Below are 19,043 nucleotides of genomic sequence, written 5' to 3'. Positions count from 1 at the left end.
ACGTTCTCAACTGAGGGGTCTCAGCCGAAGTGTTCTTCGTAGAGGTCCTGCGCGTGTTCGATGGCGTCAATCGCGGCCTGCTTGTCCTCCCAGCCCAGCGTCTCGACTTCTTTGCCTGCCTCCAGGTTCTTGTAGGTCGCGAAGAACTCGTCGATCTCGTCGAGTTGCTGTTGGGGAATGTCCGCCAGATCCTCGATGTGGTCGAATCGGGGATCCTCGGTGGGAACGGCGATCACCTTGTCGTCCTGCTCGCCGTCGTCGTCCATCTTCATCAACGCGACTGGGCGCGCCTCGATGACACAGCCGGGGAACGTCTGGTCCTCGACGAGGACGAGGACGTCGAACGGATCCTCGTCGTCGTAGTAGGTCTGCGGGATGAAGCCGTAGTCGGAGGGGTAGTGGACGTTCGAGTGGAGCACGCGATCGAGGACGACGCCGGGAACGTCCTTATCGTACTCGTACTTGTTGCGCTCGCCCTTGAGGCACTCGACGACGGCGTAGATGGTTTCTGGCGGGTTCGGTCCGGTCTCGAGTTCTTCCCAGAGATTAGGCATACATAGAGAGCGTCTCGTGTGGATCAAAAAGTACTTTCGTAATCGGATCTCAGGTTAGTGAGACGGCAATCGGCGACGGATCGAGTCTCAGGCGAGAAATTCACCGCCTCGGGGCCCGTCCCGTCCGGTTGTCACCACCAACACCGATCGTACGCACAAACCCGTAAGCAAGTGTTAAATAGATCGGTGACATTACCCTACCTATGTCAGAGGCACAATCAGTTACCGACGGCCGAACGGCGCGCGACCTGACCGCGTTCCAGAACAACATCCTGACCATCCTCTCGACCGAGCCCATGTACGGGCTCGCGATCAAGCGTGAGCTCGAGGATTACTACGGCACCGAGGTCAACCACGGTCGCCTGTACCCCAACCTCGACGAACTCGTCGACCTGGGACTGATCGAGAAGAGCGAACTCGACAAGCGGACGAACCAGTACGCGCTCACCGACGAGGGCTACGAGGCGGTCATCGACCAGCTCGAATGGACGCTCTCGAAGATCGTCACCGACGCCGATCGAGCCAACGAGATCGACGCGATCGTCGACAACAACTACTAAAACCGCCCACTACCGGTTTTTCAGTCGGCCGAACCACCGAGCGGCGGCTCCGAGTCGTGGGCGTGAGTCGACGGCTGCGGTGACGGACCGATAAGACACTGCAGGAGCCACACGGCTCCATAACACGGAGCGGTCACTCCGGTCGTGAGAACGGCGGTGGCGACTCGCCTGCCACGTCGAACAGTCGCTCGATCGACTCCGCAACGACCGCGCGTTCGTCGGGTTCCGGCCAGGTGTTTCGGGGGTAGTACTCGCCGAAGAACTGTTCGATCTCCGCCGACGAGGCCGCCGTCATCCGCTTCGCACAGTGGTTGCCCATGAAGTCCGCGAAGCGGTCGACGTTCGCGGCATGGACGTCGCCCGCTCGCTCGCGGACGCGCTCGACGAGCTCGCGGTTAGCGTCGTCGACCGCCGCCCAGTCGTCGGGGTCGCCCGGGCCCGACAGCGAGACTTCGACGGCCGCCGAACGGTCGTCGATCCGATCGAACCGGACGGTTCCGTCGACGACCCACTCGTCCGGATGGCAGACGAGCGTCTCGTCCTCCTCGCGCACGCGAGCCGTGTAGTCGTGTGCAGCCACGATCGAATCGCGCCGATCCAGGGAAGCCGCCCGTTCGTCCGGGTCGGTCGCGTTGCGCGCGAGCCGCGTGAGGCGCTCTGCCTCCTCGACGACCGACGACGGGAGTCCGTCCTCGTCGGAGCCGCCAGCAGCCTCGTGTCCGGAGACGTCGGTGTGGGCCGATCCAGACGTCGATACGTCGGATTGGTCCGAAGCCGAGTCTGATCGGTCCAGAGCCGGGTCGGATCGGTCCCGTGGCTGGTCGAATCGATCCGATGTCGGGTCGTCCATAGCCATCGTTAGGTCGGCGCGAAGTTTTCCCTGTCGGTCCACGCTCGACGTCTGCGATCGGACGGACGACAGCGACGCGCACCTCAGGCGCGGTCGAGCGCCTCGTTCGCGAGGTCGTCTGCGTGTTCGTTGGCTTCGCGCGGGACGTGCTCGATGGTCCACTCGTCGAACGACGAGAGGTGCTCGACGGCAGTCACGCGTTTTTCCCTGAGCACTGGATCGTTCGTATCGTACGCGCCGGTGACCTGTTTGACGATCAGTTCGGAATCGCCGCGACAGTGCACCTCGTCGAAGCCGTACTCGCGGGCGGCCTCGAGCGCCGCGATCAGCGCCTCGTACTCGGCCTGGTTGTTGGTCGCCTCGCCGATCGTGTCGCTCCCCTCTGCGACGATCCCGTCGCTCGTGACGAGGACCCAGCCGATCCCCGCCGGTCCGGGATTGCCGCGTGACCCACCGTCCCAGTAGAGGTGGACCCGACCGCCGGACTCGCGGAGGATCGTCTCGATGTCGCGCGGGTTCGCTCCCTGAATCACGACCTTGCCGTCGTAGGCGACGGCCGTCGCCTCGCCGCGACTCGCCCGCCAGCGTTCGTGATCGGTGTTGCCAGCCTCGATCGAGACACCGGCGGATTCGAGTCGCTCGCGCGCCACGTCGACGTCGCATTCGATGGTCGGCATCTGTCGGGAGGAGCGCGATTGCCGGTAAAACTTTTCTGGTTTTGTCCCAAAAATCTACTCGAACCCGCCCTCTCGCTGCCGATTCCCGGGGACGCACGGATCACGATCGAGCCACCCACCGAAGTCTTATATACCTGGAAGATACTACTATAAAAGTGCGATGACACGGTCCACCCGCCAGCGGGAGCGTACGCGCGAGACGGTCGAGGACGACGAACAAGAGGGGATTCGGACCTGCCCGGAGTGCGAGTCCGACAATCTCGTGAAAGATTCGGATCGGGGTGAGCTCGTCTGTCAGGATTGCGGGCTCGTCGTCGAGGAGGAGAAGATCGATCCGGGCCCGGAGTGGCGCGCGTTCAACCACCAGGAACGCCAGGAGAAGTCCCGCGTCGGCGCGCCGACGACCCAGACGATGCACGACAAGGGACTGACGACGACCATCGACTGGAAGGACAAGGACGCCTACGGGCGCTCGATTTCCTCGAAGAAGCGCAGTCAGATGCATCGGCTGCGAAAGTGGCAAGAGCGCATTCGGACGAAAGACGCCGGCGAACGGAACCTGCAGTTCGCCCTCTCCGAGATCGACCGGATGGCCTCCGCGCTCGGCGTCCCGCGATCGGTCCGGGAGGTCGCCTCGGTCATCTATCGGCGCGCGCTGAAAGAAGACCTCATCCGCGGGCGATCCATCGAGGGCGTCGCGACGTCGGCACTCTACGCGGCCTGCCGAAAGGAGGGCATTCCACGAAGCCTCGAGGAGATTTCTGAAGTATCCCGTGTCGAACGCAAGGAGATCGGGCGAACCTATCGCTACATCTCTCAGGAACTCGGCCTCGAGATGCGACCCGTCGACCCGAAGAAGTACGTCCCCCGCTTTTGCTCCGAACTCGAACTCTCCGAAGAGGTCCAGACCAAGGCCAACGAGATCATCGAGAAGACCGCCGAGGAGGGGCTCCTCTCGGGCAAATCGCCCACCGGCTACGCCGCCGCGGCCATCTACGCCGCCTCGTTGCTCTGTAACGAGAAGAAGACCCAGCGCGAGGTCGCCGACGTCGCACAGGTGACCGAAGTGACGATCCGGAACCGTTACCAGGAACAGATCGAAGCGATGGGCATTCACGGCTAGGACCGACGCGTCTCCCGCTTCTTCTCACGGCGATACCGCGTACTGGGTGGACCGGCAGCGTCCGTCCTGTCGACGACGCCGTCATCCGCCGATTTCAGACCCGAAACGCGCGTCACCGACGACTTCACACCGCCGCAGCCGAACTCAACATTCAACACGGCTCGGTACGTAGCGACGGTCGAATGCGCCTCGACGAGTACATCGAGGACCTAGAACCCGACGAGGAGGCCGAACGTCGGCGCCTCGCGAAGGAGAAGTCCTACGCGATCACCGATCACTTAGAGACCGTCGAGCGGCGCTTCGACGACGTCATCAGCGGCGATTCCCTCGTCGGGTCGAGCGCACCCTCCATCTTCGTCGGGCGATCCAACTACCCCGACATTCCGGTCGGGCTGCTCTCCCCCGTGGGCGACGAAGACCGCGCCGAAGACTACGTCACCGACGGGAAGTGGTACCAGCAGGACTACGGCATCGACGACGTCCTGCAACGGCGCACCGGCCTGTTGAACTCGAGCAAGCGAGCCAACGTCGACGCGCCGAGTATCGCCTCGCAGCTCGCACCCTCGGTCCACGACGTCTGGGACGGGTTCGTCGGGGTCCAGCGCGAGGTCGCCATCGCCGATCGGCCCGTGGACCTGGAGATCGGCCTCGACAGTAAACCCGACCTGAACCTGGACGTCGGAACCGACGTCGCGACGCCTCGTGGCCCACGCGCGAACGCCCGCGACGCCGAACTCCGCGAGAACCCACACGTCCCCCGTCAGGTCGAGAAGACCTTAGAGGACGACGACTGGCAGGCACAGGGGGCGATGAACTACCTCTACCGCCGCGGGTTCGACGTCTACGAGATCAACTCGATCCTTTCCGCCGGCGCACTCGGTGAGGCCGACCAGCGCCGGCTCGTCCCGACGCGCTGGTCGATCACGGCCGTCGACGACGCCGTCGGTGAGTACCTCCGCGGACGGATCCGCAATCGCCCGAGCGTCGACGAAGTCCAGGTCTGGATGAACGAGTACGTCGGCAACCGTTACTGGGTGATCCTGGCGCCGGGCACCTGGGAGTTCGAACTCGTCGAGATGAAAGCGCCCGGCAGCGTCTGGAACCCCGACCCTGGCGGAAATATCTGGATGGGCAGCGCGAGCGAGGGCTACGAGGGCCGAACGGGATACGTCGAGGAGACCGCGGGCGCCTACTACGCCTCCCGGCTCGGCGCCCTCGAACATCTGGAATCCATCGGCCGACAGGCGAAGTGTCTCGTCCTCCGGGAGGTCTCCGACGAGTACTGGGCGCCCGTCGGCGTCTGGCAGGTCAGAGAGAGCGTTCGCAACGCCTTCGAGGGCGAGTACGGCACGGCCGAAACATTCCACGACGCGGTCGCGACCGTCACGCAGCAACTGCCCGTCTCGCTCGCCCGACTCAAACGGAAATCAGAACTCGCCGCCGGTCTCCAATCGAACCTCGCCGCGTTCACGGGCCGGTAGCGAGTCCAGAGAGCGAACGGGCTATAGGGTCCGGTCCCTAGCTGTCGACTGTGTTCGAACTCGTCCTCATCCTCGTCCTGCTCGTCGGGGTGCCGCTCGTCGCGATCGCCGTCGTGACCGGCAGCGCCGCCTACGTCCGCGCCGGCGCCGAGAAAGAGCTCGCCGCGATGGCCGACGAGTCGTCGGTTGACGAGGGAGAGCCGACTGACGACGAAGAGTCGCCGTCGAGTGAGACCGCGGCTAGAAGCGACTCGTCGGCGTCAGATCGGTAGTCCACGTGCCGACGAACGAGCCATTCTCGCCGAATCTGGGACGATCACAACACGATCGGCTGAGCGGCCAAGCTGCCCCGAGCTTCCAAGTTGCCTAGAGCGATCAGGTTTCCCGAGCAGCCTGGATTCGCTTGCCTCCCAGGTCAGCCAGGGTCACACCGGCACGGGGCTGTGTTCGAGGATCGAGATGAGCAGCGTCGGGTCGAACAACGGCTCGTGGAGGACGAGCCAGTCGAGCAGGACGAGTCCCGCCCCGTGGGCGACGACCGACGGGAGAATCGAGTTCGACTTGTAATCGACCGCCCCGAAGAGGACGTCCGTCGGGCCGGACAGGACGAACTCGATCGGTGGCTTCCCGAAGTGGTGAACCATGTAGAGCAACGGACTGATGAAGACTGCTTTCATCCCGATCGACCGGACACCAACACAGAGCAGGCCGCGATAGTACGTCTCCGCCGCGAGAGCGAGGAAGAACAGTTTCAGCGCGTGTGGGACGAACACCGACGGCGCGGCAGTGGTCTCCCACATCGGATAGAACGCCCTGATCGTCGGTAACGTCGAGCCGACGAGGTAAAACGGGAGGACGAAGAGCGCGAGCAAGACCGTGTTCCGCAGCGCGCGACGATTGACGCGCCAGCCGATCCGCTCGCCGTGGGTCAGTCCGAGGACGAGTGGACCACCGAGCAACAGGACGCCGTCGACGAGTACACGCTCGTCGAGCTCCTGCGGGACGGTGTACATCCAGCACAGCGTCAGCACCGCGCCGGCCAGCAGCGAGGTCTGCACCCACGTGAGCGCCGACAATCGGGTCGAGAGCCGGCGAGTCCACGTGCGCACTCCGTCCCGTGGCACGGTCGATTACTCCGCCGTCCGAACGGGGCCCGCTCCCATCGCCTCCCGGACGTGGCGTTCGAACTCCTGGCGCGACGAGAAGTAGGTCACGTCGATCGTCGAGAGCAGGTCCTCCAGTTTGACCGGCCCGTCAGGCGTTCTGATCGGCGACTCCCCCTCGCGCCGATCGATCTCGCTCGCTTCGATCGGCCAGTGCAAGCGGGAGCTCACCCGCGCCAGCGGTGCTCCCTCGACCGGCGTCTGGTCGCCGAGTTCGATCGGATGCTCGGCCTCGTCCTCTTCGCTCATAGCCGTCCGTTCACACAGCGAGCGATTCAAGGTTTCGCTTCACCCGGTGCGTCCGGTCGGTGAATCGACGGCTCATTGGATCCATTTCGAAGTCGCCGAAGTGGCCGGAGACCGCGTGCGACGAGCGTCTGACGTACTGTTTTGAGGACCGAACCCGATTGGGCGGACATGACCAGTCTCTCGGAGGCCTACGAAGGGAACAAGCGGGAGGTGACGAGCACTCGCCGGCTGTACACCGGGACGGCGCTCGTCCTCGCGGGTGGGCTGCTCGCCGTCCTGGCCATCCTCGTCGCGACGACCGACGTGCTCTCGTTCGTCGCGAGTGGGACCTTGCCCTCGCGGGAGGCAGCCGGGACGCTCGGTGGCCTCGCCGTCCCGCTCGTCCTCGTCGGTGTCTTCACCGTGCTGCCGGCCGGTCGACGCGCACAGGCCGCTGCAGCCATCAGCGCCAGTATCTGTCTGCTCGGCGTCGCGCTCTTCAGGTACGCCTACCCCCGTCACTGGGACGGACACAACCAGGACCTCACTTTCTTCGTCGCCATCGTCTACCTGCTCGGCCTCTTCAGTGCGATCTGGTGTCTCTTCGTCGTCGTGGCGAACTTCAAGATGCGCAACGACCCTGGCGGCGCCCTGGAGATGAACGTCACCCACCAGACGCGAACGACGATCGTCGAGGGTGACGATCCACCCGAGGGAGTCAGCAGTGTCGGCTTCCTTGGCTCGACCCCCGACGGCGACGTCGAAACGCAGACGAACGGCGGGGAGACGAGTCGAACCAGCCGCGTCACGCAAGCCGTCTCCGACGCGGCGTCGGCGATGAGCGGATCGGGGTCGTCCCGACGCTCACCAAATCGTCCGACGGCCACGAGCGACGGCGGCGTCGAGACGTCCGATATCTCGTCACCGCTCGATTCGGGCACAGCCACGGATCGGACGACGCCGGCCGAGCCGGCCGATCACTACTGCGGCAACTGTAACCACTTCGAGTATCGGCGTGAATCCTCGGGAATGGTCCCCCACTGTACGTACCAGGGAACACACATGGACGACATGGATCCCTGTGAGGAGTGGGAACCGAATCAGTAGCCGACGCCAAAAACGGCCCTATACCCCGAGTGCCGGCCGGACGGCGTCGACGGCCGACGGAACCGACTGGAACCAGCCAGCGTCCATGCCGCGGAGGATGACTGCGGCGAGTGCAAGTTCTGCACCAGTGATCAACAGCGTGACGACGTCGGCAACGTGACTGTTCGCGGGAACCCCGATCGGCAGCCCGTACTCGCGATCCAGTAACGGGTAGAAGAGGGCGATCCCGCGCGTATTCCCCGCAACGTCGAGGACGTAGTGCGTCACGATCCCGATCCAGACGTACTGGAGGTTGCCGAACGTGTAGGGAAAAGCGGCGAAGCCGACGAGTAGCGGGAGGTTGTGGAACGTCTTGCGATGGTCGCCCATCACGGTGTCGATGTCGGGGACGAGCGCCCCGAGCAAGACCGGCACACCGATCATGAGGATGGCCTCGACCATCGTCTCACCGCCGGTCGGTTCGACGAGCGCCCCGAGCCCGATCCCGACGAGGACCGCGTTCATGACGTGATCCCGTTTGTTCATGTACGCGAGGGGAGCGACGCCGTAGGTGAATACCTTTCCCTCTGGCTTTTTTCGGAAACCGAAACGCCGGTTGTTTCACAACCGAAGGTGAATTGGCCCTGCCGAGTTGGACGCGTTAGTGTGGCCAGGGTACTAAGCAGGAATTCGTCGATAGAGGCGTCCAAATGGTTCGGCCCCATATTTCCGAAACGGTTCCGAATCGTTCCCGACGGCCACGTCAGCCGCCGGTCGAATCGTCCGGCCCGTAGCGATCCCGCTCGTCTACTTCGCGATCGGGCAATCGAGCGGTCGGTCCGGTGTGGGACCAGTACCGCCTCAGGTCAGCGCTCGACCTCGTCACAGGATTCGAGGAGGACGGCGAGCGCCCGCTCGACTGTCGCCGCCCGGATCGTCGCCCGATCCCCGTCGAACTGGTGGCGTTCGACCGCCGCGAACGACGATTCGCTCTCCCAGGGACCGGCGTACGCGACGCCGATGTAGACCGTACCGACGGGTTTGGACGCCGTCCCGCCGGTGGGGCCGGCAAGCCCCGTGATCGACAGGCCCCAGGTCACGTCGCAGACGTCCCGAACGCCCCGGGCCATCTCCCGGGCGACGGGTTCGGAGACCGCCCCGTGTTCGTCGAGCGACTCTCGACTGACGGCGAGGTGCCGGCGTTTGGCGTCGTAGGCGTAGGTCGTCAACCCGCTCTCGAAATAGTCGCTCGCCCCCGGAATCGCCGTCAGCGTCGCACCGACGAGGCCACCGGTGCAGGACTCGGCGACCGCGAGCGTCTCGCCGGCGTCCCTGAGCGTGTCGGCCACCCGCATCGGGAGGTCGCGATCGATATCGTCGTTCACACGTTCGGGCACGCGTGCAGTCGTTGTCAAACCGGTGGATTGGCCACCACTCGCCCGGACGGGTACGCCGGCAGAGAGTGTTATACAGAATCGCGGTCGGTGAAGGTGTATCGCTCCGTAATCAACCCATCCGCGTCGAACTCGTGGTGATCGGCAAACCCGAACGAAACCGGGTCACCGTCGAGACGGCCGGAGAATGTGCCCCGCACAGCCGCACTCGTGTCCTCGACGAGTATCCGCGAGAGTTCGTGGGAGCCGTCCTCGAGTGGTCGGCCTCGCTCGTAGAACCGCCGAAGTTCGTCGATCCCCTCGATGGTCTCCTGACCGGGACGCTCGTACCGAATATCGTCGGCGAACAGTGTGACGAGCCCGTCGATGTCGCCCGCATCCACGAGCGCGTAGTAGCTCGTCAGTAGCTCGCGGCGGTCCCTAGCCGATTCCCCGGCAGGGACGCTCACCGGGTCGTGACGCGGTCCCGAGTCTGTCATATGCCTCACCACGCGTTCGATCTCCTTCAGCATGCTGCAGTGACGAAAGAGCCACGGCCCTTCCGGCCAACGTCCCCGTATGGACTACGAGACACCGCTGTTCTTCCACGTGATGGGGTACGCGGCCGACGCCGAGGGTGACGTGATCGACATGGTGAGTGGGAACCCGGACTGGGAACCGCCGGCGTCCCTCCGCGAGGGGCTCCGGGAGTACGCCGACTTCGACGCGGACCGGTTTCAGTACCCGCCGAGCGAGGGCATTCGACCCCTTCGCGAGGAGATCGCCGCTCGGCGGGGTGTCGACGTCTCACAGGTCGTGCTCACCAACGGCGCCGGGGAGGCGAACTACCTCGCGATGGCTCGCGCGTTAGAACGCGGTGCCGGCTCGGAGGTTATCCTCACCGATCCCGTCTACTCGTACTACCCGGGCAAGACGACGATGCTCGGCGGGCGCGCCCACTACGTCTCCGCCGGGGCCGACGGCCAGCTGGATCCGAGCGTGGTCCGCGCCGCGGCGAGCGAAGACACCGCTGCGATCGTGGTGAACACACCGAACAATCCGACGGGAGCGGTCTACCCCGAAGCCACCGTCCACGAACTGGTCGAGATCGCCGAGACGAACGACGCGATCCTCGTCTCGGACGAGGTCTACGACCACTACGACCTCTCGGGGACGTTCACGAGCGCACTCTCGGTCGACTCCGAGCACCGGATCGTCACCAACGCGTTCTCGAAATCACTCGCGATCACGGGCTTCCGGGTAGGGTACGCGGTCTTCCCGCCACACCTCGTCGACGACGCGAAGAGCCGGCACATGCTCGTCAACGTCGCCGGAAGTCGACCCGCACAGTACGCCGTGCTCCGCGCGCTGCAGGAGACGGACCCCGCGTACTACGAAGCGAATCGGGACCTGCTCCGCGAACGCGTCGACCTGTTCACCAGAGCGCTCGAATCGGCCGGGGCGGACTACGTCGAACCGGACGGCGCGTTCTACGTCCTGGCTCGCTTCGATGACTATCCCGGGACCCTGGAGACCGTCGAACAACTGATCGACGAGGCGGGCGTCGCCGGGATGCCCGGCAGCGCGTTCGGCGAGAGCGCCAGTTCCTGGCTCCGGTTCGCGCTCGTCACGCCTCGCGTGGAGGAGGCGGCCGACCGGCTCGCCGAGTACGTCGCCTGACGGGAGTGAGCCGGCCGGACGAACCGAGACGACCTGACCGAGCAACGACGGATCGAGCCAAGACCGGCGAACCGAGCCGAGACCGACGAATACTCGTGTCCGCGACAGCTACCAACCGCCAATGAGCGGACTCGACGTCGAGCCGGTCGAGAACGAGGACACTGGCGACAACGAGATCGAGGTGACGCCGACGGACTCGGTCGGGGACGATGACGGACTCGACGTCGAGGACGCCAACGAGGCGACCCGGATCGACGTCGAGTCCGACGATGGCGATTCGATCGACGGGCCGAGCTACGTTCTCTACGGTGGGAAAGGCGGCGTCGGCAAGACGACGATGGCCGCCGCCACCGCCCTCGACAGCGCCCGGGACGGCGTTCGAACGCTCGTCGTCTCGACGGATCCGGCCCACTCGCTGTCGGACACCTTCGAGACCGACGTTCCCAGTTCGCCAGCGCGACTGCGAGACGACGTCCCGCTGTGGGGCGTCGAGATCGATCCCGAAGCGGCGATGGAGGCCGGCGAAACCGCGTTCGGCGATCCCGGCGGACCCTTCGGTGGCGCGACGGACGCCACCGCTGGAGCGGACGACGCGACCGACCCCGGCACGAACCCATTTTCCGACGAGGGAGAGGGAACAGCTACCGCAGGCGGCCCCTTTGGCGGCGAAGATGGACCCGGACCCGGTGGCCTCGCCGACATGATGGGCGGCGAGAACCCGATGGAGGGGCTCCTCGGTGGCACGATGCCCGGTGCGGACGAAGCCGCGGCCGTCCAACTCCTGCTCGAGTACCTCGACGACGACCGCTTCGACCGCGTGGTCGTCGACACGGCACCGACGGGCCACACCCTCCGCCTCCTCGAACTCCCCGAACTGCTCGACTCGATGGTCGGGAAAGTGTTGACGATCCGGCAGCGTATCGGGAGCATGATCGACGGCATCAAGGGCATGTTCGGCGGCGGTGCGGAGTCGGCCGGGTTCGACGTCGAGGATCTGGAGGCCTTGAGCGAGCGAATCGAACGACTCCGGACCGCACTTCAGGATCCGGAGCGCACCGACTTCCGGATCGTCATGGTCCCCGAGGAGATGAGCGTTCGCGAGTCGACACGACTGCGCGAACAACTCGACGAGGTGGGCATCCCGGTCGGTACCGTCGTCGTCAATCGCGTCATGGAGCCCCTCGCCGACGTGACCGACGAGGTCGATGGTGACTTCCTCAGTCCCGACCTCGACGACTGCGCCTTCTGTCAGCGCCGCTGGGACGTCCAGCAACAGGCCCTGGCGTCCGCACAGGACCTCTTCCGCGGCACGGACGTCAAGCGCGTTCCGCTATTCGCCGACGAGGTCCGCGGCGAGAAGATGCTCTCAGTCGTAGCGGCGTGTCTCCGGCGGTAGATCTCCCATAGACCGCGTCAGGTTCGAATCAACCTCAAATTAGTACAGTACCAAAATAGGCACTATTTTACTAGTGTGCTGAAAGTGGGTCGTATGAGTTCGACCATTCGAAGGAAAAGTGCAATGGGAACGATCAGCGAATCGATCGGCTGGTTGCAATCGAACCCGATTCTGATCGTCCTCTTCCTCGTCGTCGGCATCTTCTCCGGCCTCGGAGAAGTGGTCGCCCTGTTCTCGATCGTCGGGTTTCTCATCCAGTTGTACGTCAGCGGCATTGCTCACTTGGTCGCTCGTGACGAACTGGCAGGGAAGACAACCGACATCGGTGCCGCCTCGTCGGTGGTCCTGGGTCGTATGTTCTCGTTGATCGGGATCGCCCTGATTACGGTGATACTCGGTGGGATCGGATTCCTCCTGTTCATCATCCCGGGCATCTACATCACACTTCGACTCTCGCTCGCGCCAGCCGCATGTGTTATCGACGGAAAAGACGCGTTCGACAGCCTCGGAAAGAGCTGGGATGTCGCACAGGGAAACCTGCTCAAACTCCTCGGTATCACGATCCTCTTCCTGGTCGTGATGTTTGCTGCGATAATCGGCTTGGTGCCACTGGCCGTATTCGTCGATAGCTCGGGAACGCTGAGTATGGTCTTGCTGGTCGGACTCGTCACCGCGATGACCGCGTTTGTCGCACCAGTTATTCAACTGGCCTACGCACGCATCTATCTCGAAAATCGGGGCGCCGGAGCCGATGATGTTCGTGAAGACGGTATCGATCGGAACGCCGACTGGGCTGGTGCGTAGTTGGCTCGATCGGACCCGCCCAGTAGGCGGTTGTGCCAATAGAGAACCAGCAGACGCCGTAGACCGCCGGTTGCGTGGTTTCAGGTGGTTCTCGAGGTTGCAGTGTGCGATAGTGATCCCGGCTTCCAGACAGGAACCTGCGACCGCCGAACGCCCAGCGTCGGTGTGATTTCGTCGATGAACAGTAACTGGGCGTGGGTCCCTTAGACCAGTTTCCGGACGAGACCGTAGATGCCGTCACGGAGCCGGTCGGGAAGGAATCGCGCGTACGAGCCGTAGTGGGCGACGGGGCCGACCGGATAGCGCGCCGGCGGCTCTGAGCAGGTCGCGGCGTGGACGATGGCGTCGGCAACGTCCTCGGGCGCGCTCGCCAGCGGTCCGCTGCCGCCGATCAGTTGGGTGTCCTCGAAGAGGTCGTAAATGGCGTCGTAGTCCGGCGTCCGCGACTCGGGGAGTTCCTCGTCGACCCGGTCGGCGAAGGCGGTCTCCACCGGGCCGGGTTCGATCAGGACCACGTCGACGTCGAACGGCTCGACCTCGACGCGCAGCGCGTCGCTCATCGCCTCCATCGCGTGTTTCGAAGCGGCGTAGGCCCCGGACCCCGCGACGGAAATCCGTCCGTTGATGCTCGAGACGTTGACGATCCGGCCTTCCCCCTGGGCGCGCATGTGCGGCAGCGCCGCGCGAGTGAGACGGTGTGGACCGAAGACGTTGACGTCGAACTGCGACTGGAGATCGTCGGCCTGAACGTCCTCGAGCGGCCCCATCTGGGCGTAGCCCGCGTTGTTCACCAGACAGTCGATCGCGCCGGTCTCCTCGACCGTGCGCTCGATGACGGACGTCACCTGGTCGGGGTCGGTGACGTCGAGCGTGATGGTCTCACAGCCCGCCTCGGCCAGGTCGGCGATGTCGGCCGGATCGCGCGACGACGCGACGACGGTCCACCCCTCGTCGAGGAACGCGAGCGCCGTCGCGCGGCCGATTCCCGACGAACAGCCGGTGATCAGGACGCTTCGCTTTCGCGTGTAGCGGTCCTCGTCGAGGTCGCTGCCCGTTCGCGCGCGCTCGTCCGATCGGTCCGTCCGCGTCGCGTCCGCCGACTCGTCCGCGTCGGCCGCCGTCGCACTGGTCATACGGAACCCGTTCACGTCCCGATACGTAAGTCCCGCCGATTTTCTCGTCCGGCGACGGGATCGGTCGCGTTCACAGTTGTGTGACTCGGTCGAGACTATCGGTACTCCGCCTTCACTTCATCCGCGTACGCATCAGCGAGCCGCGTCGGTTCGGGGAGCTTGTACCCCGCCGCGAACGCGAGGACGACGTCAGCCGCCGTGGCCGCGGACATGCGGTGACCCGGACTCACGTACAACGGGTTGACGTGGCGATTCGGCGAGTCGTACTGCTTCGACTGGACGGCGGAGCCGATCGTGGGCCAGTCCGGATCGGCCGCGTCGTGGCCCTCGCTACTCGAGCCCTCCCCAGCGATGTCGTTCGGCCCCTCCACGTCCGCGTTCGCCCGGATGGCCACCCGCTCGCCGGCCGCGAGTCCCTCCGTCGAGGCGACGGGGTCGCCACAGAGGAGTTTCTTCGCGACGCCGATGCTCGGCGCGTCGAGCATGACCCCGATGTGTGTCGCGATACCCGCCTGCCGGAAGTGGATGCGACCGCTGCCGTCGAAGAGGTACAGATCGGGGTCAGCGGTGAGTTCCTCGACCGCCGCCAGGATCGCCCCACCCTCACGGAAGGAGAGTAGCCCAGGAATGTACGGGATCTCGAGCGGCGTGACCGCGTGGACGCGTTCGACGACCTCCCACTCCGAACCCGCTGGCCGGAGGACGACGATCGCAGAAAGCGCGCGGTCCTGATCGAGGAGGAACGACTGGTCGACGCCGGCCACGAGCGGGACGGTCCCGTCGGCTCGATCTTCCGGATCTGCAGTCTCGTCCGTATCGGATGCTGCCTCCGCGGTCGCTCGTGCGATCGGATCGTCGAGCAGCGCCGGATCGAACCCGAGATCGTCGGTGAAGACGGCGCTCCGGGCGATTTCACGCTGGAGCGACTCCATCTCGGCGCGCGAGAGGGACGGGTCGGGTGCGAAGTCAGGGTGATGGACGGTCATGGTCCCAGAATAAGTGCGAACAGCGGAACGGTATCAAAACCGGCCGCGACCGGGACCACCGGGGCCGCCAGGACCGCCTGGCCCACCGGGACCACCAGGCCCGAGCTGGAACTGGTTCGGGCCGCGGATTGTCTGCGTGCGTTTGACGTACTCACCGACGGCGAGGCCGACGAGGAGGCCGACGAGGTGGGCCGCGTGGGCGATACCGCCGAGGCTCGAGAGGCTAAATCCGACCATAAGCAGGCTCAACACAGCGAATCCAAGCGTCAGGATCCACAACGGCATCGGGATAAAGAACATGAAGTAGACCTTGAGGTTTGGATGCAAGATCGTGATTACGCCGAGAATTGCAAGTGCCGCACCCGACGCCCCCAGGACGCCGGCTGCAGGTCCAGGACTGAAGGCCTGAACGGCGATCTGTGAAAGGCCAGCAAGTGCCCCAGCACCGAGGAAGAGCCCCCAGTACTGTCTGTCCGAGAGGTACCGGGAGAGGAGTGGCCCAAAGAAGAATATGGCTATGCTGTTGAACGCGATATGGGTGATCTTAATTGGGCTGTGAGCGAAGATCGACGTCACCCACGTCCATACATACTCGGGGTGTTGTGGCGTCAGGACGAACAGCGTCTGGTGGAGTTGTGGGTCGATGGACCTGACGATCAACTGCACCAGAAACGTCACCCACATGAACAGCAAGATCGTGTAGGTCACGTTGCCGCGGAAGTACGCGAGCGGGCCGCCCGGACCCGTGTCGATCGGGAGCTTCGCCATGATCCGCTCCGTCGTGGATGCGGACGACCCGTTCACCGACTCGTCGAACCCGCTGTCGAAGACGCCGCTCGGGTCGTTCCAGCTCTGGAGGCCGGAACAGTCGTGGTTCTCGGGCAGCCGGTGTTCGGAGCAGTGGGTCCCGCCGCAGTGCCGGCAGTCGTAGGGCATACTGACCGACTTCCCACACACGTCACACGTCGCCATTGCGCTGGGGTATGAGATGGATCGCTATGGGGTTTGGGGTTTTCGACGGTGCGATCGGGCCCCAGTCACGACTGCGAGGCCCCCGTCGCTGGACGAGGAGTTTTTGACTCCGGGCATCCGACCACTGGGTGTGCAACCCTACGAGCGCTCTCAGTTGCTAGAGCGGGTCGAGCGCGACGGGGCGACGGTCGGCGTCGACATCCCCGACCGGATCGACGTGCAGGGCGAAGAGCTCGACCTGCAGTCGTTCGTCTTCGAGATCAAGCGCCGCGAGACAATCCCGTCTGGCGAACGTGACCGCGTCGATCAGGCCAAGCGGAATCTCCGTCGAGAGCGCGTCGAACGCGTCGAGCGGATCGAGGAGGGCGATATCACGTTCGAGGAAGGCGAAGAACTCGCTAACGCGATCATCGGCATCGATCGGGCGTTGAACGCCCTCGAGAACCTCGGCCCCACGGATCTCGAACGCGAACAGCAGGCCCAGGAGCTGGCCGACCGTAAGCGCTGGTTGTCCTTCCTCAAGAAGGCGCTCGGGAACGAAGACGATGCGTCGAGTCGAGGCGGCCGATAGGCCCCCTTACTCACAGGTGAGGGTGCGAGGGCGGACCCATCCTACGGGTACCAGACACTAAGGCACCCGAAGTGCAACGTCCGGGCATGACGACGAACGCGGAACTCGCCGCACGCTTCGAGGAGTTCGCCGACCTGCTCGAGGCCGACGACGTCGAGTACAAGCCGCGGGCGTACCGCCGCGCCGCGGAGAACATCCTCGCTCACCCCGTTCCCATCGCCGAGGCGGTCGAGTCGGGCGACGAGGACGCCGTCGACGACATCGAGGGCGTCGGCGACGCCATCTCGTCGAAGATCGTCGAGTACGTCGAGACCGGCGAGATCGAAGAACTCGAGGACCTCCGCGCGGAGTTACCCGTCGATATCTCCGACCTCACCCGCGTCGAGGGCGTCGGCCCGAAGACGGTCGGCACGCTCTACCGCGAACTCGGGATCGAGACGCTCGACGATCTGGAGACGGCCGCGGAAGCCGGCGAGATTCAGGACGTGAAAGGGTTCGGCGCGAAGACGGAGCAAAACATTCTCGAGAACATCGACTTCGCCCGCACCGTCGGGCAGCGCCACCTGGTAGGGGAGGCCCGCCCGCTCGCGGACGACGTCCTCGGATACCTGGAGGGAATCGCCGGCGTGGAGCGTTGCGAGGTGGCCGGCTCGATCCGGCGCTGGCGCGAGACGATCGGCGACGTCGACGTGCTGGCCGCGACGGACGAGCCGGACGCCGTCGTGGACGACTTCCTCGCCTGGGACTCGATCGACGATGAGATCGAGTCCGGGCCGGCGAAGGCGAGCGTTCGCGTCGGCGAGGTGCGCGTCGACCTCCGACTCGTCGTCCCCGACGAGTTCGGCTCGGCGCTGCAGTACTTCACCGGGAGCAAGGCGCACAACGTCCGGTTGCGCAACTACGCGATCGACCGCGGGATGAAGCTGAACGAGTACGGTGCGTTCGACGTCTCCAAACTCGACGCCGACCCCGACGCGGATCCCCAGCACGTCGGCGGCGGGCAGCGCGTCGGCGAGCGCGTCGCCGGCGAGACCGAAGAGAGCATGTACGACGCGCTCGGTCTGCCGTGGATCCCGCCGGAGCTTCGCGAGGATCGCGGGGAGATCGACGCCGCGGAGGCGGGGGAGTTGCCCGACCTCGTGGTGGAGGCCGATATTCGCGGGGATCTCCACACGCACACCGAGTGGTCCGACGGGAACAACACCATCGAGGAGATGGTCGCGGCAGCCGAGGAACGGGGCTACGACTACTACTGCGTCGCCGATCATGCCGAGGGACCCGGCGTCGTCGGCGGCATGGGGCTCTCGGAGGCCGAGATACTGGATCAGGTCGACGAGATCCGGGCCATCGACGACGAGTACGACGTCCACGTGTTCGCCGGCATCGAGGCGAACGTCGATGCCGATGGAGGGATCGGCCTCTCGGACGAGGTGATCGACGCGCTCGACCTGATCGTCGCCTCGCCCCACAGCGCGCTCGGTCAGGACGCCGAGACGGCCGGCGAGCGCCTGCGACGCGCGATCGAGAACCCGGCGGTCGACGTGCTCGGCCACCCCAGCGGCCGCCTGCTCAACGAGCGCGAGGGACTCGCCATCGACGCGGGCGCCCTCGGCGACGCCGCCGCGGCGAACGACACGGCGCTCGAAGTGAACGCGAATCCCCGCCGGCTCGATCTCTGGGGGAGCGCCGTGCAGGCGGCCATCGACGAGGGTGCGAAGATCGCCATCGACACCGACGCCCATCGACCCGCGACGCTCGAATTCATGCGCTGGGGCGTCCACACCGCCCGCCGCGGCTGGGCGGAGCCGGACGATGTCGTCAACACGTGGGACCGCTCCACCCTCGAATCGTTCCTCCACTGAACGCGGCTGGGTCGGATCTCCACAGCGAGGAACGCCGGGGCCACGTTTTGTCGCTGGAACGTGTATGAACTCCGTGCGCCTCCTCGTCGACGTGATGTGTGGCCGGCTCGTTCCCTACCTGCGGATGTGTGGCTACGACACGATATACGCCGGCGTCGGGGACTCGAAGCCGACGACGAAGTCCTCGCAGTCGCCGCCGCGGAGGATCGAACGGTACTGACGCGGGATCGGGAACTCGCCGATCGAGCTGCCGAATCGGTTCTCCTCGAATCGCGGGACGTGCACGGACAACTCGCTGCGGTCGCAACCACAGGAATCGACCTGACGCTTCCAGACGAACCGACCCGGTGCGGCCGGTGCAACGGTCGGCTCGAAGCGGTCGAACCGGCGGCTTCGACCCCAGACTACGCGCCCGCCGCCGACGAAGAGCGATGCTGGCGGTGCCGCGACTGCGAACAGCACTTCTGGCGCGGCAGCCACTGGGACCGCGTAAACGAGACACTGGCGGCGATCGAACCGGGGACGTGACGGGCTGGACGCAGGT

General features: G+C 65.2%; 21 protein-coding genes and 1 pseudogene. 11 read left to right on the top strand and 11 right to left on the bottom strand.

The window, feature by feature from the left end; all coding sequences use genetic code 11:
• Positions 1-20: 20 nt before the first annotated feature.
• Positions 21-554 (bottom strand): inorganic diphosphatase, encoded by a 534-nt coding sequence (locus tag C479_RS12960; RefSeq protein WP_007703408.1) that lies wholly within the window; start codon positions 552-554, stop codon positions 21-23.
• Positions 555-757: 203 nt separating this feature from the next.
• Between C479_RS12960 and C479_RS12955 the strand changes: the two genes are divergently transcribed.
• Positions 758-1,114, top strand: coding sequence for a PadR family transcriptional regulator (locus C479_RS12955; RefSeq protein ID WP_007703405.1), 357 nt, complete (start codon positions 758-760; stop codon positions 1,112-1,114).
• A 133-nt stretch (positions 1,115-1,247) separates the two neighbouring features.
• Here C479_RS12955 and C479_RS12950 read toward each other — a convergent pair whose 3' ends face one another.
• Complete coding sequence (locus tag C479_RS12950) at positions 1,248-1,964, bottom strand: DUF7108 domain-containing protein (RefSeq protein ID WP_007703402.1); 717 nt, start codon at positions 1,962-1,964, stop codon at positions 1,248-1,250.
• Between the two features lie 83 nt (positions 1,965-2,047).
• Positions 2,048-2,641, bottom strand: a complete 594-nt coding sequence (gene rnhA / locus C479_RS12945; protein WP_007703399.1) for a ribonuclease HI — start codon at positions 2,639-2,641, stop codon at positions 2,048-2,050.
• 160 nt (positions 2,642-2,801) lie between these two features.
• On the opposite strand from rnhA, the gene C479_RS12940 reads away from it, so the two are divergent.
• The 3 genes from C479_RS12940 (at position 2,802) to C479_RS12930 (ending at position 5,517) form a co-directional block, all read left to right on the top strand.
• Positions 2,802-3,764, top strand: coding sequence for a transcription initiation factor IIB (locus C479_RS12940; protein ID WP_007703398.1), 963 nt, complete (start codon positions 2,802-2,804; stop codon positions 3,762-3,764).
• Between the two features lie 182 nt (positions 3,765-3,946).
• Positions 3,947-5,245 (top strand): DNA repair protein NreA, encoded by a 1,299-nt coding sequence (gene nreA, locus C479_RS12935; protein ID WP_007703397.1) that lies wholly within the window; start codon positions 3,947-3,949, stop codon positions 5,243-5,245.
• Positions 5,246-5,295: 50 nt separating this feature from the next.
• Positions 5,296-5,517, top strand: a complete 222-nt coding sequence (locus tag C479_RS12930) for a hypothetical protein (protein ID WP_007703396.1) — start codon at positions 5,296-5,298, stop codon at positions 5,515-5,517.
• Between the two features lie 153 nt (positions 5,518-5,670).
• Here the strand turns inward: C479_RS12930 and C479_RS12925 are convergent, their stop codons facing one another.
• Together C479_RS12925 and C479_RS12920 are read right to left on the bottom strand one after the other, a co-directional pair.
• Positions 5,671-6,258, bottom strand: a complete 588-nt coding sequence (locus C479_RS12925; RefSeq protein WP_394295149.1) for a CPBP family intramembrane glutamic endopeptidase — start codon at positions 6,256-6,258, stop codon at positions 5,671-5,673.
• 117 nt (positions 6,259-6,375) lie between these two features.
• Complete coding sequence (locus C479_RS12920; RefSeq protein ID WP_007703394.1) at positions 6,376-6,657, bottom strand: DUF5789 family protein; 282 nt, start codon at positions 6,655-6,657, stop codon at positions 6,376-6,378.
• Between the two features lie 168 nt (positions 6,658-6,825).
• Here C479_RS12920 and C479_RS12915 point away from each other — a divergent pair, with 168 nt between their 5' ends.
• Positions 6,826-7,743 (top strand): DUF7139 domain-containing protein, encoded by a 918-nt coding sequence (locus C479_RS12915; RefSeq protein WP_007703393.1) that lies wholly within the window; start codon positions 6,826-6,828, stop codon positions 7,741-7,743.
• 18 nt (positions 7,744-7,761) lie between these two features.
• Here the strand turns inward: C479_RS12915 and C479_RS12910 are convergent, their stop codons facing one another.
• The 3 genes from C479_RS12910 to C479_RS12900 all read right to left on the bottom strand — a co-directional run bounded on the left by C479_RS12910 (position 7,762) and on the right by C479_RS12900 (position 9,595).
• On the bottom strand, positions 7,762-8,268 hold the full coding sequence (locus C479_RS12910; RefSeq protein ID WP_007703392.1) for a metal-dependent hydrolase: 507 nt from the start codon (positions 8,266-8,268) through the stop codon (positions 7,762-7,764).
• A gap of 320 nt (positions 8,269-8,588) precedes the next feature.
• A complete protein-coding gene (locus C479_RS12905) occupies positions 8,589-9,107 on the bottom strand; it encodes a CinA family protein (protein ID WP_049907306.1) in 519 nt (172 codons plus the stop codon).
• 80 nt (positions 9,108-9,187) lie between these two features.
• Positions 9,188-9,595, bottom strand: a complete 408-nt coding sequence (locus C479_RS12900) for a nuclear transport factor 2 family protein (RefSeq protein WP_007703386.1) — start codon at positions 9,593-9,595, stop codon at positions 9,188-9,190.
• Between the two features lie 79 nt (positions 9,596-9,674).
• Between C479_RS12900 and C479_RS12895 the strand changes: the two genes are divergently transcribed.
• The 3 genes from C479_RS12895 (at position 9,675) to C479_RS12885 (ending at position 12,975) form a co-directional block, all read left to right on the top strand.
• On the top strand, positions 9,675-10,775 hold the full coding sequence (locus C479_RS12895) for a pyridoxal phosphate-dependent aminotransferase (protein WP_007703385.1): 1,101 nt from the start codon (positions 9,675-9,677) through the stop codon (positions 10,773-10,775).
• 121 nt (positions 10,776-10,896) lie between these two features.
• Positions 10,897-12,171, top strand: coding sequence for an ArsA family ATPase (locus C479_RS12890; RefSeq protein WP_007703384.1), 1,275 nt, complete (start codon positions 10,897-10,899; stop codon positions 12,169-12,171).
• A gap of 123 nt (positions 12,172-12,294) precedes the next feature.
• Entirely contained in the window at positions 12,295-12,975 is a 681-nt protein-coding gene (locus tag C479_RS12885; RefSeq protein ID WP_007703383.1) for a hypothetical protein, read from the top strand.
• Positions 12,976-13,178: 203 nt separating this feature from the next.
• Here the strand turns inward: C479_RS12885 and C479_RS12880 are convergent, their stop codons facing one another.
• From C479_RS12880 to C479_RS12870, 3 genes are all read right to left on the bottom strand, one after another.
• Positions 13,179-14,108, bottom strand: coding sequence for an SDR family oxidoreductase (locus C479_RS12880; RefSeq protein WP_007703382.1), 930 nt, complete (start codon positions 14,106-14,108; stop codon positions 13,179-13,181).
• A 95-nt stretch (positions 14,109-14,203) separates the two neighbouring features.
• Positions 14,204-15,094, bottom strand: a complete 891-nt coding sequence (locus tag C479_RS12875; RefSeq protein WP_007703381.1) for an endonuclease V — start codon at positions 15,092-15,094, stop codon at positions 14,204-14,206.
• A gap of 33 nt (positions 15,095-15,127) precedes the next feature.
• A complete protein-coding gene (locus C479_RS12870; protein WP_049907304.1) occupies positions 15,128-16,066 on the bottom strand; it encodes a rhomboid family intramembrane serine protease in 939 nt (312 codons plus the stop codon).
• Positions 16,067-16,196: 130 nt separating this feature from the next.
• Here C479_RS12870 and C479_RS12865 point away from each other — a divergent pair, with 130 nt between their 5' ends.
• The 3 genes and pseudogenes from C479_RS12865 to C479_RS12855 all read left to right on the top strand — a co-directional run bounded on the left by C479_RS12865 (position 16,197) and on the right by C479_RS12855 (position 19,027).
• Positions 16,197-16,637 carry a DUF5788 family protein gene (locus C479_RS12865; RefSeq protein ID WP_007703379.1) on the top strand — a complete coding sequence of 147 codons (441 nt, stop codon included), beginning with the start codon at positions 16,197-16,199 and terminating at the stop codon, positions 16,635-16,637.
• 86 nt (positions 16,638-16,723) lie between these two features.
• Positions 16,724-18,499, top strand: a complete 1,776-nt coding sequence (gene polX, locus C479_RS12860; protein WP_007703371.1) for a DNA polymerase/3'-5' exonuclease PolX — start codon at positions 16,724-16,726, stop codon at positions 18,497-18,499.
• 73 nt (positions 18,500-18,572) lie between these two features.
• A pseudogene (locus tag C479_RS12855) lies at positions 18,573-19,027 on the top strand (DUF5615 family PIN-like protein).
• Positions 19,028-19,043: the final 16 nt, after the last annotated feature.

Origin of the sequence: Halovivax asiaticus JCM 14624 (assembly GCF_000337515.1) — an archaeon.
GTDB lineage: Archaea > Halobacteriota > Halobacteria > Halobacteriales > Natrialbaceae > Halovivax > Halovivax asiaticus.
The sequence above is the reverse complement of the archived record's forward strand: the minus strand, read 5'-3'. Positions and strand labels throughout refer to the sequence as shown.

Coding starts and splice junctions, on each gene's coding strand:
- C479_RS12940 (WP_007703398.1), top strand. CDS start 2,802: ATGACACGGTCCACCCGCCAGCGGGAGCGTACGCGCGAGACGGTCGAG.
- C479_RS12900 (WP_007703386.1), bottom strand. CDS start 9,595: ATGACAGACTCGGGACCGCGTCACGACCCGGTGAGCGTCCCTGCCGGG.
- polX (WP_007703371.1), top strand. CDS start 16,724: ATGACGACGAACGCGGAACTCGCCGCACGCTTCGAGGAGTTCGCCGAC.
- C479_RS12915 (WP_007703393.1), top strand. CDS start 6,826: ATGACCAGTCTCTCGGAGGCCTACGAAGGGAACAAGCGGGAGGTGACG.
- C479_RS12955 (WP_007703405.1), top strand. CDS start 758: ATGTCAGAGGCACAATCAGTTACCGACGGCCGAACGGCGCGCGACCTG.
- C479_RS12925 (WP_394295149.1), bottom strand. CDS start 6,258: ATGTACACCGTCCCGCAGGAGCTCGACGAGCGTGTACTCGTCGACGGC.
- C479_RS12920 (WP_007703394.1), bottom strand. CDS start 6,657: ATGAGCGAAGAGGACGAGGCCGAGCATCCGATCGAACTCGGCGACCAG.
- nreA (WP_007703397.1), top strand. CDS start 3,947: ATGCGCCTCGACGAGTACATCGAGGACCTAGAACCCGACGAGGAGGCC.
- C479_RS12885 (WP_007703383.1), top strand. CDS start 12,295: ATGGGAACGATCAGCGAATCGATCGGCTGGTTGCAATCGAACCCGATT.
- C479_RS12950 (WP_007703402.1), bottom strand. CDS start 1,964: ATGGACGACCCGACATCGGATCGATTCGACCAGCCACGGGACCGATCC.
- C479_RS12910 (WP_007703392.1), bottom strand. CDS start 8,268: ATGAACAAACGGGATCACGTCATGAACGCGGTCCTCGTCGGGATCGGG.
- rnhA (WP_007703399.1), bottom strand. CDS start 2,641: ATGCCGACCATCGAATGCGACGTCGACGTGGCGCGCGAGCGACTCGAA.
- C479_RS12890 (WP_007703384.1), top strand. CDS start 10,897: ATGAGCGGACTCGACGTCGAGCCGGTCGAGAACGAGGACACTGGCGAC.
- C479_RS12875 (WP_007703381.1), bottom strand. CDS start 15,094: ATGACCGTCCATCACCCTGACTTCGCACCCGACCCGTCCCTCTCGCGC.
- C479_RS12870 (WP_049907304.1), bottom strand. CDS start 16,066: ATGGCGACGTGTGACGTGTGTGGGAAGTCGGTCAGTATGCCCTACGAC.
- C479_RS12895 (WP_007703385.1), top strand. CDS start 9,675: ATGGACTACGAGACACCGCTGTTCTTCCACGTGATGGGGTACGCGGCC.
- C479_RS12960 (WP_007703408.1), bottom strand. CDS start 554: ATGCCTAATCTCTGGGAAGAACTCGAGACCGGACCGAACCCGCCAGAA.
- C479_RS12880 (WP_007703382.1), bottom strand. CDS start 14,108: ATGACCAGTGCGACGGCGGCCGACGCGGACGAGTCGGCGGACGCGACG.